The following is a 12,782-nucleotide window of genomic DNA, read 5'->3' as shown; positions in this document are numbered from 1 at the left end:
TACTATATTAGATGTAATAAAAAAGAGATGAATCAAACCGATTCATCTCTTTTTTATAGTGTAGTGCTCTTTTATTAAGCTTCAATAAATTCTAAAAGATCTTTATTAATTGTTTCGTGTTCCGTAGTGGGCATTCCGTGAGGGAAACCAGGATACGTAATCAATTTTCCGTTTTTCAATAGTTTTGCAGATTTTATAGCAGAATTTTCGATAGGTACAATCTGGTCATCTTCACCGTGAAGAACCAAAACCGGAATATCCACAGCTTTCAGATCTTCAGTGAAATCAGTTTCAGAAAATGCTTTGATTCCTTCATAATGAGCTACAATACCACCCATCATTCCTTGTCTCCACCAGTTTCTTTGCACACCGTCTTTTACATTGGCACCTTCTCTGTTGTATCCATAGAAAGGGAAAGTTAAATCAAAATAAAACTGGTTTCTGTTATTCAAAGTCTGTTCTCTGATGCCATCAAAAACTTCCATTGGAACCCCGTCAGGATTGTTTTCACTTTTTACCATTACCGGTGGAACAGCACTGATTAAAACTGCTTTTTTTGCTCTTCCGTTAGCATATTTGTGGACATATCGGATCACTTCACCACCTCCTGTAGAGTGTCCGATGTGTACAACATCTTTCAAATCAAGGAATTCTACAAGTTCTGCAGCGTCAGAAGCATATTGCTCTATAGTGTGATTATAGATGTTCTGGCTTGAGCGGCCGTGGCCTCTTCTGTCATGGGAAATTACTCTGTACCCTCTCTGTAAGAAAAAGATAACCTGTGCATCCCAATCGTCAGATGATAATGGCCATCCGTGGTGAAACATCAATACAGGTCCTGCTCCCTGATCTTTATAAAAAATCTCTGTTCCGTCTTTTAATGTAAGTGTGCTCATAGTTTTAAATTTTTAATGTTAATTGATATTTTATTTTATAATTTTTCGTTGTCTTAATTCTTTAGCAAATGTAGGACAGTTCTCTTTCAATGAAATTAATCTAGTTTAATTTCGTACTTATTGATAATAATTTTTTTGTTTTGACCATTTAATTTGCTTTCTGATCCAATCTTTTCTTCAGATCATTATTAAATATTAGTATTTTGGTATTATCAAATAGCTTCTGAACTATGAATTTTACAGGCTTTTTGCTAATTTGCAACTGTAAAATAAATGTATGTTTCAAAATATTATCAAAAACATCTCACGATTTGTTACCCTAACTCCGGAAGAGGAAAATATATATGAAGGTATGCTGACCCTTCAGAAGTACCCGAAGAAAACCCATCTTCTGCGCGAAGGGGAGATTTGTCAGTTCGAAGGGTTTATAAAACAAGGCTGTGTGCGAACCTATTATCTTGATGAAAACGGTTTTGAAGTCACCCTTCTGTTTGCTGTTGAAGACTGGTGGATTACCGATATTGATTCTTTTAATAATAAAACACCCTCGAAGATTTTTATAGAAGCTCTGGAAGACACCGAAATTTATATGTTGAATCCGGAAACTAAAGAGGAACTGATGCAGAAGGTTCCGAAGTTTGAAAGAGCGTTCCGGCTGATGATGCAGAGGTATGTGGTGACGCTTCAAAACCGACTGGTTAACACCATTTCTCAACCTGCTACAGACCGTTATCTGGAATTCATCAGGGTTTATCCTAGCATTCCGCAGCGTGTAGCACAGTATTATATTGCGTCATATCTTGGTGTTTCAAAGGAGTTTGTAAGCACCATCAGGAAACGTTTAGCGAATAAAGAGAAACAAAAATGAGACATAGAAAATTTTCCTTTCCAGGAGAGGCTGTGAAAAATAAAAAATATGAAGGGTGGTTTATACAGAATGTGTAAACCATCTTTTTTATTTAGAGTAAAAGAAAAAGTAATTTATTAAACCAGTTAAACTTCTAAGATTTTTATCAGTTCTACATTTGCTGTATTAATTTAAACAATAAAAAATGATACAGGAAAACAAAACAGCAGAAGGCTTGGGAATGCCTTGGGAAGATATCTACGGATACGCACAGGCGGTAAAAAAAGGAAATACAGTTTGGATTTCCGGTCAGTTGGGCCACAACAAGAATGGGGAATTGGCAGAAGGAATGGAAGATCAGATGAAACAAACCTATGCCAATATCAAAGAATTATTGTCAAGATATGATATGACGATGGAAAATGTGGTGGAAGAAGTTATTTATGCAATGGATATGGCAACGGCGTTTGAGGCAAGGAAAAATTTCAAGACAGAATTTTACAATCATCCTAAATCTGTAGCCAGTACAATGGTTGGAGTAAGTGGACTTGCATTGCCGGGACAGCTTGTAGAAATTAAAATTGTGGCGACTGTTTAAGTTTCTTTATATTCTAAAATATGATTTATTAAACTAGTTAAATGTACATTATATTTCATCACTCTAAATTTACAGTATCAAAAAGACGGAGATTTTGGATTCATTAAAATTCTTTATTATTTCCGATTTGAACATTAGTTGATTTTAGAAAATATGGAGGTTTTATTGATGATGTTTCTGATGATGTAGTAGTAATAAAAATTAAACAGAATCTTTTTTAAGAGTGAAATGCGTGAAGTGTTTAGGCTTGGGTTTATGATCTAAGCCTATTTTTTTGTCTGTAATTAAAATATTGTTTTGAGTTTAAGTGTTTTGTCATCAGTGTTTTTATTAGTTGTTATTTAGGTTTTTATTAAATGGAGTGGCAAAGTTTGAAAATAAATTCAACTTTTTATCATTAAAGATGATTTATTAAACTAGTTAAATGTGTAGTCTTTCTGACTGCTCTAAATTTGCCATATCAAAATCAAACAAATACTCAGTAAGGTTTTAAAGTTTAAAATAAAATTCTTACTAAACAACATTTAAAAATTAAACATTATGAAAAAGTTAATCTTAACATTCGCAGCAGTAGTAGTATCGGTAACAGCATTCGCTCAGAACGCAGGGAAATCAATGCTGAATCCAACAAACCACGCTTTGGTTTTAATAGACCACGAAGGACAGATGGCATTCGCAACAAAAAGTATCAGCATGGAAGAGCTGAGAAATAATGTAGCCTTAATTTCCGGAGGTTCAAAGATCTTCAATATTCCTACAGTGGTAACTACAGTGGCAGAAAAATCGTTTGCTGGACCTGTTTTTCCTGAAATTTCAGAAGTTTATCCTGAAGCAACAAGTGGATATGTAGATAGAACTACGATGAACACTTGGGAAGATGTAAATGCTCATAAAGCCATCACAGGAAAAAATAAAAAGAAACTGGTTTTGGCAGGTCTGTGGACAAGCGTTTGTGTGGTAGGACCGGCTTTATCTGCTATTGATGAAGGGTATGAGGTGTATATCATCACAGATGCTTCGGGTGATATTTCTAAAGAAGCTCACGATCAGGCGGTTACAAGAATGGTTCAAGCTGGTGCACGTCCAATTACATCTGTTCAGTATGTTCTTGAATTACAGAGAGATTGGTCTAGAAAAGAAACATATAAACCAGTGAATGATTTAATGAAAAAATATGGTGGTGCTTACGGTTTAGGAATCCAGTATGCACAGGATATGCTTAAGCACTAATCAATTTTAACAATGGCAGGTTGAAAACCTACCTGCCTTTTCTTTTTCAAACCCCTAAAAGTAAATTATGAAATCAGTACATAAAATTCTATTCTCAATGGTGTTAGGAGCAGGATTGATGAATGCTCAGAAAGCTGACTTAATTGTAACCAACGGAAAAATAACAACGATGGATGATAAAAATCCGGAAGTTCAGGCAGTTGCCATTAAAGACCATAAAATTTTCCGTACAGGAACGAATGCTCAAATTTTAAAGCTAAAAGGAAGTTCCACAAAATTAATTGATGCTAAAGGAAACAGAGTGATTCCCGGATTATTTGATAGTCATTTACATGTAATTCGTGGAGGAAGATTTTATAACACAGAGCTTCGGTGGGATGGTGTGAAAACTTTGAAGAGAGCTTTGGAAATGCTGAAAGAGCAGGCTCAGAGAACACCGAAAGGACAATGGGTAAGAGTGATTGGTGGCTGGAATGAATATCAGTTTGAAGAAAAAAGACTGCCAACTTTGGCAGAAATCAACGAAGCAACGGGTGAGGTCCCAACTTTTGTGATGTATCTCTACGGAAAAGCCTGGTTGAATAAAGCTGGTTTAAAGGAATTAAATATTAACGGAGACACCCCCAATCCGTCTCAGGGTTTAATTGAAAAAGACAGCAACGGAGATCCGACTGGTTTGTTGGTGGCAGAGCCTAATGCATTTATTCTGTATTCAACTTTAGCAAAATTACCTGAATTATCAGAGGTAGAAAAAGAAAATTCTACATTACAGTATATGACTGAACTCAATCGTCTTGGAGTAACTGCTGTGATGGATGCAGGTGGTGGTTTTCAGAATTTTCCGGATGACTATGGAACAACGGATGCTCTGAATAAGCAGGGAAAGATTACGGTTAGATTACCTTATTACTTGTTTGCTCAAAAAAAAGGTTCTGAGTTGTCTGATTATACAAAATGGACCGGAATGGTTGATATTGATGACCACGGGCATAATGACCATAATGAAATTGATTATCATGTGAATGGAGGTGGAGAAAACCTGGTTTCAGATGGTGCCGATTTTGAAAATTTTCTTTTTCCAAGACCGGAATTACCTGCAACAATGGAGAAGAATATGAAAGATGTGGTAAGTCTTTTGGTGAAAAAAAGATGGCCTTTCAGAATTCACGCAACCTATAATGAAAGTATTACAAGGTTTTTAAATGTCATTGAAGAAGTTAATAGAGAAACCCCTTTGAACGGATTGGTCTGGTTTATTGATCATGCTGAAACAGTGTCTGAAGAAAACATGAAAAGAATTAAGGCCATGGGCGGAGGTATTGCAGTACAACACAGAATGGCCTATCAGGGTGAAAGTTTCATCCATCGCTATGGTAAAAAAGCTGCTTTGGCTTCTCCACCGGTAAAGAAAATGCTTGAAATGGGAATTCCTGTGGGGTTGGGAACAGACGGAACGAGAGTGGCAAGTTATAATCCGTGGGTTGCTTTATATTGGGTTACTTCAGGAAAAACTTTGGGTGGAACTCAGGTTATGGCAAAAGAAAATGCTCTGGACAGAAAAACAGCTTTATCACTTTCTACTTTTGGAGGGTATGAGCTTATAAAGGATTATGAAAAAGGAAAAATCAAAGAAGGATATTTCGCAGACCTTACCATTTTAGACAGAGATTATTTCAGTGTTAATGAAGAAGAAATTAAAGATATTACTTCAAAATTAACCATTGTTGACGGAAAAGTAGTGTATGGAGACGAAACATACAAGCATGTTGCTCCAGCTTCGCTTCCTGTACTTCCAGAATGGTCTCCTGTAAAATACTACGGCGGATATCAAACCAAATAATATTAAAATCATAGTAAACCTTAACCTAACATTAGGCAGATTTTACAATTGAAGGGCTAAACATTCCCCTCCCTCGGAGGGGTGGCGAAAATTCAAAGAATTTTTGACGGGGTGGTTATCCCAAACCACAAAAACCTCATAACACTTAAGTAAAATATAAGTTATCATGCATGCTGTTGAAAAGAGCACTTAAGTATTATGAAAATCTCTGATTTTCATCTAAAGTGAACTTAGTGATACAGTCGCAGTATAAACTTTCTTAAGTGAACTAAAGTGTCAGAAAACACATTATGTAACAAAAGTAATACACTTCTCCAAACAGTTTCCATTAAATATAACCATCATGAAAAAGTTAATCCAAACCATCACCAATACGAGCCTTGAAGGAAAATTAATTCACATTGCATTATTGATTTTCAGAATAGCATTATCATTAGAATTAATCTTTGCTCACGGACTGAAAAAACTCGGAATAGGAGTTGTGGAAGCAGAAAAAGTTCCCAATCCATTAAATCTTCCGGAAGCATTTAACAGTCTTTTTGCTGACGCGGCCAACTTGTTTTTTCCTGTATTTGTCATCTTAGGATTATTTACAAGAGCAGCAATTTTACCAATATTAGCGGTGACTTTAACCGGATATTTTGTCCTTCATTGGAATGATGCTTTACTGATAAAAGATACACCGTTTATGTATAGTTTATGTTATTTGTTTCTGCTTTTTGTAGGCCCGGGGAAATATTCGATTGATCATTATATAAGAAAAAAATTACAATGAAAAAGCTGATTAAGATAGTATTGATTGTTCAGATTATGCTTCCCATTGCGGTTTCAGCACAGTTTAAACTCATGAGGTTTGATGAGAATTATGCAGCGTACCGGGATTCAACAGAAACATTTTATAATTCTCTGAAATATATTCCGCTTTCTGAAGATAATAACAGTAAATATTTATCCTTAGGCGGAGAAGCAAGAGCGGAATTTGTAGAATTCAATAATGAAGACTGGGGCAGATTGGGAATTGGTAGCAATCCTTTTTTTATCCAGAGATATACAATTCATGGTGATTTGCATTTAGGGTCAAGGGTAAGGGTTTTCGGACAGTTGAGAAGTGCCTGGGAGAACGGAAGGAAGAACGGGCCAAGACCAATTGATGAAGATCATCTTAATGTTCAGAACCTCTTCCTGGATGTAGATGTCGTTAAAAATGAAAAAGAAAAATTAACCGTTCGTGCAGGAAGACAGGAACTGGATTATGGAAGTGGAAGGTTGATTTCTGTACGGGAAGGTCCGAACTTAAGACTTTATTTTGATGGATTGAAACTAATGTATCAAAGAGGAAATTTCAAATCAGATGCTTTTGTGATGATGGCAAGCGAAATTAATACCGGAGCCTTTGATAATAAGATTTCAAAATCTGTAAGCCTTTGGGGAAGTTATAATACCTTGATTCTTCCGGAAAGCGGGAATTTAGAATGGTATTATCTGGGAATTCACAGAAAGGAATCCCGTTTTGAAGATGGAATAGGAGATGAGACAAGACACACCTTAGGCGGCCGGTTTTGGAAATATGGAGGTGGTTTTATTTACAACTTTGAAATGGCCTATCAGTTCGGGAACTTTAATAAAGGAACAATAAGTGCATGGACTGCTTCTGCGGATATAGGGTATATGTTTGAAAATGTGAAAGGAAAACCCACCATCAACCTTCGTAACGATTATATTTCGGGCGACAAAAACAAAGGAGACGGAAAATTGGGGACTTTCAATCCGCTTTATCCGAAAGGAGGATATTTCGGATTCAATCCACAAATAGGACCTGTGAATCTTATTGATATACATCCTTATGCAACCATAGATTTGAGTAGTAAAATAACAGTGCAGGCAGATGTGGTTTTCAATTGGAGATATTCTTTACAGGATGGAGTTTACAGACCAAGCGGCTCATTGAATCTCGCTTCCATGAACTCTAAAAAGAGATATATCGGAACAGCTTTTTTAGGCAGTTTTAATTATAAAATCAATAAATTTTTCACCTTCAATACAGGAATCCAGTATTTTAAAACCGGAGCATTTGTAGATGATATTATCGAAAATGACAAAGACGGACTTTTTATTAATTCAAGAATAGTATTCAAATTTTAATGAATCGGATCTTTTTAATTATCTCACGTCAATGCTGAAAATTATTTCTAAAACTAACTTTGATACATACTAAAACTTAAACATTTAAAACAATTATTATGAAAAATATAGTAAAGAATACATTGAGTAAATCCATGTTAATTACCGGGTTGTTTTTTTCAACTTTAACTTTTTCTCAAACAACAACTACAAATTCTTCTGCAGTTCCTACAGCAGTTGGTACTTCAAAAAACTGGGGTTCTGTGGATGGGATTTCAATGATTGGATTGGTTCAGGGACCATCTTCTGCAGAGGCTCAATTACAGGTTGCCTGTGTTTTTGAATATACGGATAATGACATCCACAGTGCTCAGGCATTGCCCGCCAACCTGAACGGGTTAGTGCATTTGGATGAAGCTTTGAAAGGAGAATTTACAAAAATAAGACAAGGCGGTTACTTCAAAGGACATTCTTTGGAAACCATTTTGATTTCTCCGCCAAAAGGTTCCATGTCTGCAAATAAACTGTTGCTAATTGGTTTAGGAGACCGAAACAAATTTACTCCTGAATTGATGACATCTGTGGGAGAGGTTGCAGCACGTGAAGCCATGAGATTGGGAGTAAGTAATTTTGCCTTTGCAAGCGATTTAAAAGATGCCGGTATTGATTCTCCAACAGCTCTGGTAGCAGGAAACGTAGTAAAAGGTATTGTGAATGCAAACCGCTCCGAAGTGTATTTGAAAGAACATAACCTTTCCAAAACTAAGAAATTAGAAAAAGTATATCTTCTGGCAGGACCTTCATTCTTTGAAGTTGCTGGAGGGGGAATTAAAGAGGCTATTGCGGAAGTTAAGAAATAGCTTTACTCTGATAGGTTTACTTCACTGGAAAGTATTAATTACATATTATTATTCAATAACAATGGCGTCCACTGGAAACAGTTGGCGCCATTGGGTTGTGTGTAACGTGGTTTTATATTGGGAGATAATGTTTTTGTTAGAGCCAACATAATATTACTATCTCCATGAATTCATTTTATAGTTTGAAAAGTTGATTTTCATATCTTCTATTCTGTCTTCAAGGGCTTGAATGCCTGTATGCAGATACATTTCTTTTTCAGATTCATTCAGAATATAAATGATGTCAAATCCTGGGCTGGGATTGGGAATAGGAACAGATAATGCAATATTGCCGTCCTCTTCAAAAACATAATATTTCCAATCTTTCTTTTCTAATAATTTCTTTTTATTCATAATTTTAATCAATTTTCACGAAAGATGTAGATGAACAAGCCTTAAAGATAAGCATATCGTGATGTACAAATGATGTCGTCTAGAAATATTTAAAAATGAATAAAGAAAAAGAAATAGTCAGAATAATTGATTTTATTTATGTTCATGATGATGAAGCAGGATGCAAAGAACTGCACAGAAGAGTAGTTTATGATCAAATAGGAGAAGTAGGAGAAACCTATTACAATGAACAATGGCATGAATTTCCTCAACTCAATAGCTATTACCCAGATCCAACTCCTGGTGTGTTTATAGATGAGGAAAAGGCAAAAGAAATTATGAAAATAATAGACAAAGAAGATAATTAGATTTTCTGCTCTCCAAAGTCTCCTGACTTTGAGCTGGTAAATAAGGTCATGTTCTTTAAACTTGCTCTGAAGTTGGGAGACTTTGAAGAGCTAGGGCAGTTGTGAATTATGTAGTTGGACAAAATCAGAATATGTAGATAACTTTATTTTAATCTCTACTTACGGAAAACCGTAAAATAAATACATTTTATATAATGATATTTGTAGTGTGATTTTTTAATTTCTAGTATAAACCTTAACTAATAACGCTTTTAATCACGTAAGTGTTATTTATAATCAATTAAATCGGTAATCAGATGGCTAAAAAGAAAATAAAATTGAATGTAGTTCTTTTAAAAAATGATTTCAACATTGCAGCTCCTGAAACATTTATTGAAAATTATAGGCAAGACAATGAAATCAATTTCAATAAAGGAGATCTCAATGCTATCCTTTATAAAAAGCTAGGTAGCTACAGTGAACCTAAGTGGGTTGAGAATTTAAAGAATAAAATTGTTGGGAATTTTGTTAGTAATTTTCCATCTAATCAAAGCTCAGGTGTAACTTTATTCATTGAAGTACAAAATAGAATTTTTGCAATTAATTTTGGGACTTTGGGACGTTTCAATATAAATAAGAATGTGATTGAGAAAACATTTGGAATTTATACTGCTAATAAATTGTTAAATAATGATTTAACGGCAACAATAAAAAGCGCTCATAGTCGGGTAAATGAAACAAATCCCGTTAATAAACAGCGTCAATACGGAGCAGACATATCGAATAATCAACTCTTCCTATCAATGGAGGATAATGAGGCTCTTAAAGAACTAGCTGTAATTAGTTCTGCATCAGAAGATTTTTCAAGAATGATTGGGAAGTACAGTTCGTTAAATGTTCAGTTTCTTTTTAATAATACTGAAATACCTTGCTTTCAATATCTTCAACCCAAATTAGAGAAACTTTTAGATATCTATAATTCTGTTTCCCGCGATGATATTAAAAAACTATTTAAGGGAATATATCCTTTAAATAGTACGGAATCGAAGGATTTGAATGTACAATTACCAAACAAATTAATTACGTCAACCGATGCATTCTTTTTGTTTGAACCTGAAATAGATTATGATCTTAGCCTTGTTGCAGCGATTAAAATAGGAAATGAGTATTATGATGAATTATCTCTATCTGCTTATATCATCAAAAATCCTCAACCTAGTTTTGAAAACCTCATTGAAGACAAGGTTTTTTTTCTAAATGAAGACGATGAAATAATTAAGGAATGGTCTATTCTAGAATGCTTGTATGGAGAAATTGAAGAAAATAATACAAACTACATCTTATCTGGTGGTGAGTGGTTCCAAGTTTCTAAAGATAAATATGATCGTATTAGTCTTGCAATTGATGAGATAATTGATACTAATTTTGTTATTCCTGATGATATTAAAGAAAATGTAAGAGAAGAGATTAGGCAAGCTATTGCTCAAAATCCAAATCAAAAAATTAATAAAGAAAATATTTTTAATACACATTTATCAAATCATATTAATGGTTATTTGTTTGATGAAGCAGCTAAACAAATTAATCTTTATGAAGATAAATTTGAAGTTTGTGATGTCCTTCATCAAAATAGATTTTTTCATGTAAAGTATAACTATGGAGCTTCGGCATTGAGCCACTTGTTTAATCAAGGTTATGTGTCAGCTAAGTCATATGCAGAATTTACGAGTAAATATGCAGAAGCAGTCAATGTATACATACCTGATGTTGCAAATCATCTTTCTCATGAATTTGGTAATAATGTTACGGTTCATTACCTTATTCTTAATGATAAGTCACAAGATAGATTAACATTTTTTTCGAAAATGGCTTTGGAAGACAAAATTAGAACTTTACAGGCTATGCAGTTTAATGTGAATCTGACTTGGGTTCGAGATATGTATTAAGTTAATACAATCACTAATTTTACTGCATAAATTGAATTTTATTAACATTATGCCTCTTTATTGTGCAAAGCCTCCTGGCTTTGAACTAATAAATAAGAGTATTATCTTTAAACTTACCCTAAAGTTAGTCGTCTTTTGCGATTTTTTTTTTCATAAGTTTATTGTAATCCTTTGCGAAGACATTGATATAATTTCTTGTTTCTCTCTTTTTTAAAAGAGTTCTGTTCTTTTTTATACATGAAAAGTCATTAATTTCGTCATAGAATATATGTTCAAAAACACATGCATATAAATCAAGCATAATTAAAGCCCGATGACATATTGAAAATGTTTTTTTTCTAGATCTTAGAATAACTCCAGCGTCTTCTTTATTTTTGAGATTTACATAGAAATGATTTTGAAATTGTGAAGAGTCAATGTGTGTTTTTGAACTAAGTTCTCCGTAAAGAATACCAATTTTTGGATAAAATTCTTTTAACTTAGAAATTGACTTTGTAGGAGACTGGAAGTCTTCAATTTCATTTCTGAATTGTGTATCGTATGCAAATGCAATTTGTTCTATTATTTGTCGAATTATCGCATAGCATTCGTAAATATAATCATACTTTATCAACATTCTTAATGCGCTAAAATTACTATCCAGTTTTTTATAAATTATACCACAATGAGAATAAGCATTACTTTTTCCTTCAAAATTTATATTCCTTAAAACTTGTTTATATTTAAGATAAATTTTTTCTTGAAATTGAAAAAATGTATTTCTCAAATCATCATATTCTTTAAGTTCACTATTTTCATAGCTTCTTTCATGCTCTAACAAAACCTCAACGTGATCTTTAAAATAACTGCTTTTTAAAATATTATCAACGGAGGTATTCCCATAAAATAGAGTTCTTAATGCTGCTTTTACATATTTTTCCTGCTCGAAAGTGAAAGTGTCAGGAACAATTAATGGGGTATCTGCGAACCAAATAACTTTGGTTTTGGCAAAATCGATTGAGTAAATGTCTTGTTTTATATCCATTATTAAGTTATTTTATTATTTGCATTAAAAGTTTAGTTGCAAAGTAAATAAAAGCCTGCGCATTCTTTTTGCGTAATAATATATGTTTAAAAATTAGAAGAATAAATTCTTGTAAAAAAAATCCCAACAAAAGCTGGGATTTGGTACAAGATATAATTTATTTACCTTGCTGTTTCTTAGGTGGTTTTAAAGAAGGTGTATTTCCTGGTGTCTCCTTATTATCACGCTGGCGTTTATCTGGTTTGCCAGTTGATTCTGCTATCCTTTTTGGTCCTGGTTTAAGTGCCATAATATTAAAGTTTTATTGTTAACTAAGTCAAATTTATAAATGAATATTTATATTGTCTTACGGCTTTCCGTAAACCAAAAATAAAAACCCTCTAAAAATTTTCAATCAGTATTTTCACGGAATTTCTTAAAGATTTCGAAAATTTTGTCACAAAAAAATCCCAACTTTCGTCAGGATTATTCATTTATAAGTTTAAAGAAATCAGATAAACTAATTTTTCTTGCTTCGCATATTTTGAAAAGTGTTTCAACAGGTATTCTGTAAGTTTCTTCACTTTTAATTTTTCTAATGGTACTTTCTTCCACGCCATGATTTTTGGCAAAAGAATTTTGTGACTTGCCTTCTTGAAGCCAAGGTATCAACCATTTTTTTGTAATGTATGAACAAATTTTTTCGTTTATATCTGTCATAG

14 protein-coding genes are annotated in these 12,782 nt (G+C 33.6%); 9 read left to right on the top strand and 5 right to left on the bottom strand.

Translation table 11 applies throughout. The annotated features are described in order from the left end of the window. Positions 1–74: 74 nt before the first annotated feature. Positions 75–896 carry an alpha/beta fold hydrolase gene (locus tag BOQ64_RS17395; RefSeq protein ID WP_129058486.1) on the bottom strand — a complete coding sequence of 274 codons (822 nt, stop codon included), beginning with the start codon at positions 894–896 and terminating at the stop codon, positions 75–77. A 277-nt stretch (positions 897–1,173) separates the two neighbouring features. Between BOQ64_RS17395 and BOQ64_RS17390 the strand changes: the two genes are divergently transcribed. The 7 genes from BOQ64_RS17390 to BOQ64_RS17360 all read left to right on the top strand — a co-directional run bounded on the left by BOQ64_RS17390 (position 1,174) and on the right by BOQ64_RS17360 (position 8,392). Beyond that, entirely contained in the window at positions 1,174–1,764 is a 591-nt protein-coding gene (locus tag BOQ64_RS17390; RefSeq protein WP_129058485.1) for a Crp/Fnr family transcriptional regulator, read from the top strand. A 184-nt stretch (positions 1,765–1,948) separates the two neighbouring features. Further along, a complete protein-coding gene (locus BOQ64_RS17385; RefSeq protein WP_129058484.1) occupies positions 1,949–2,341 on the top strand; it encodes a Rid family hydrolase in 393 nt (130 codons plus the stop codon). Positions 2,342–2,881: 540 nt separating this feature from the next. After that, positions 2,882–3,571, top strand: coding sequence for a hydrolase (locus BOQ64_RS17380; RefSeq protein WP_129058483.1), 690 nt, complete (start codon positions 2,882–2,884; stop codon positions 3,569–3,571). A gap of 67 nt (positions 3,572–3,638) precedes the next feature. Continuing rightward, positions 3,639–5,411, top strand: a complete 1,773-nt coding sequence (locus BOQ64_RS17375; protein WP_129058482.1) for an amidohydrolase — start codon at positions 3,639–3,641, stop codon at positions 5,409–5,411. Positions 5,412–5,754: 343 nt separating this feature from the next. Continuing rightward, entirely contained in the window at positions 5,755–6,186 is a 432-nt protein-coding gene (locus BOQ64_RS17370) for a DoxX family protein (RefSeq protein WP_129058481.1), read from the top strand. After that, positions 6,183–7,553, top strand: coding sequence for an alginate export family protein (locus tag BOQ64_RS17365; RefSeq protein WP_129058480.1), 1,371 nt, complete (start codon positions 6,183–6,185; stop codon positions 7,551–7,553). Before BOQ64_RS17370 ends, BOQ64_RS17365 begins: the two co-directional genes overlap by 4 nt. Before the next feature lie 98 nt (positions 7,554–7,651). After that, positions 7,652–8,392 carry a M17 family peptidase N-terminal domain-containing protein gene (locus BOQ64_RS17360; RefSeq protein ID WP_228448443.1) on the top strand — a complete coding sequence of 247 codons (741 nt, stop codon included), beginning with the start codon at positions 7,652–7,654 and terminating at the stop codon, positions 8,390–8,392. Between the two features lie 156 nt (positions 8,393–8,548). Here the strand turns inward: BOQ64_RS17360 and BOQ64_RS17355 are convergent, their stop codons facing one another. Continuing rightward, positions 8,549–8,785, bottom strand: a complete 237-nt coding sequence (locus BOQ64_RS17355; RefSeq protein ID WP_129058479.1) for a hypothetical protein — start codon at positions 8,783–8,785, stop codon at positions 8,549–8,551. Between the two features lie 95 nt (positions 8,786–8,880). Here BOQ64_RS17355 and BOQ64_RS17350 point away from each other — a divergent pair, with 95 nt between their 5' ends. Together BOQ64_RS17350 and BOQ64_RS17345 are read left to right on the top strand one after the other, a co-directional pair. Further along, positions 8,881–9,132, top strand: coding sequence for a hypothetical protein (locus BOQ64_RS17350; RefSeq protein WP_129058478.1), 252 nt, complete (start codon positions 8,881–8,883; stop codon positions 9,130–9,132). A gap of 296 nt (positions 9,133–9,428) precedes the next feature. Continuing rightward, positions 9,429–11,057: a DUF6119 family protein gene (locus tag BOQ64_RS17345; RefSeq protein ID WP_129059768.1), complete on the top strand. Its 1,629-nt coding sequence runs from the start codon at positions 9,429–9,431 to the stop codon at positions 11,055–11,057. 124 nt (positions 11,058–11,181) lie between these two features. Here BOQ64_RS17345 and BOQ64_RS17340 read toward each other — a convergent pair whose 3' ends face one another. From BOQ64_RS17340 to BOQ64_RS17335, 3 genes are all read right to left on the bottom strand, one after another. Beyond that, complete coding sequence (locus tag BOQ64_RS17340; RefSeq protein ID WP_129058476.1) at positions 11,182–12,081, bottom strand: hypothetical protein; 900 nt, start codon at positions 12,079–12,081, stop codon at positions 11,182–11,184. 157 nt (positions 12,082–12,238) lie between these two features. Then, positions 12,239–12,370 carry a hypothetical protein gene (locus BOQ64_RS24605; RefSeq protein WP_262487197.1) on the bottom strand — a complete coding sequence of 44 codons (132 nt, stop codon included), beginning with the start codon at positions 12,368–12,370 and terminating at the stop codon, positions 12,239–12,241. A gap of 176 nt (positions 12,371–12,546) precedes the next feature. Then, a complete protein-coding gene (locus BOQ64_RS17335) occupies positions 12,547–12,780 on the bottom strand; it encodes a helix-turn-helix domain-containing protein (protein ID WP_002977873.1) in 234 nt (77 codons plus the stop codon). Positions 12,781–12,782: the final 2 nt, after the last annotated feature.

The organism is Chryseobacterium sp. CH25 (assembly GCF_004119455.1).
Taxonomy (GTDB): domain Bacteria; phylum Bacteroidota; class Bacteroidia; order Flavobacteriales; family Weeksellaceae; genus Chryseobacterium.
Note: the sequence above shows the minus strand (reverse complement) of the source record. Positions and strands in the feature narration are given on the sequence as shown.

Bases quoted from the DNA above. Each gene is read 5' to 3' on its own strand.
- BOQ64_RS17395 (WP_129058486.1), bottom strand. From the start codon at position 896: ATGAGCACACTTACATTAAAAGACGGAACAGAGATTTTTTATAAAGAT.
- BOQ64_RS17390 (WP_129058485.1), top strand. From the start codon at position 1,174: ATGTTTCAAAATATTATCAAAAACATCTCACGATTTGTTACCCTAACT.
- BOQ64_RS17385 (WP_129058484.1), top strand. From the start codon at position 1,949: ATGATACAGGAAAACAAAACAGCAGAAGGCTTGGGAATGCCTTGGGAA.
- BOQ64_RS17380 (WP_129058483.1), top strand. From the start codon at position 2,882: ATGAAAAAGTTAATCTTAACATTCGCAGCAGTAGTAGTATCGGTAACA.
- BOQ64_RS17375 (WP_129058482.1), top strand. From the start codon at position 3,639: ATGAAATCAGTACATAAAATTCTATTCTCAATGGTGTTAGGAGCAGGA.
- BOQ64_RS17370 (WP_129058481.1), top strand. From the start codon at position 5,755: ATGAAAAAGTTAATCCAAACCATCACCAATACGAGCCTTGAAGGAAAA.
- BOQ64_RS17365 (WP_129058480.1), top strand. From the start codon at position 6,183: ATGAAAAAGCTGATTAAGATAGTATTGATTGTTCAGATTATGCTTCCC.
- BOQ64_RS17360 (WP_228448443.1), top strand. From the start codon at position 7,652: ATGAAAAATATAGTAAAGAATACATTGAGTAAATCCATGTTAATTACC.
- BOQ64_RS17355 (WP_129058479.1), bottom strand. From the start codon at position 8,785: ATGAATAAAAAGAAATTATTAGAAAAGAAAGATTGGAAATATTATGTT.
- BOQ64_RS17350 (WP_129058478.1), top strand. From the start codon at position 8,881: ATGAATAAAGAAAAAGAAATAGTCAGAATAATTGATTTTATTTATGTT.
- BOQ64_RS17345 (WP_129059768.1), top strand. From the start codon at position 9,429: ATGGCTAAAAAGAAAATAAAATTGAATGTAGTTCTTTTAAAAAATGAT.
- BOQ64_RS17340 (WP_129058476.1), bottom strand. From the start codon at position 12,081: ATGGATATAAAACAAGACATTTACTCAATCGATTTTGCCAAAACCAAA.
- BOQ64_RS24605 (WP_262487197.1), bottom strand. From the start codon at position 12,370: ATGGCACTTAAACCAGGACCAAAAAGGATAGCAGAATCAACTGGCAAA.
- BOQ64_RS17335 (WP_002977873.1), bottom strand. From the start codon at position 12,780: ATGACAGATATAAACGAAAAAATTTGTTCATACATTACAAAAAAATGG.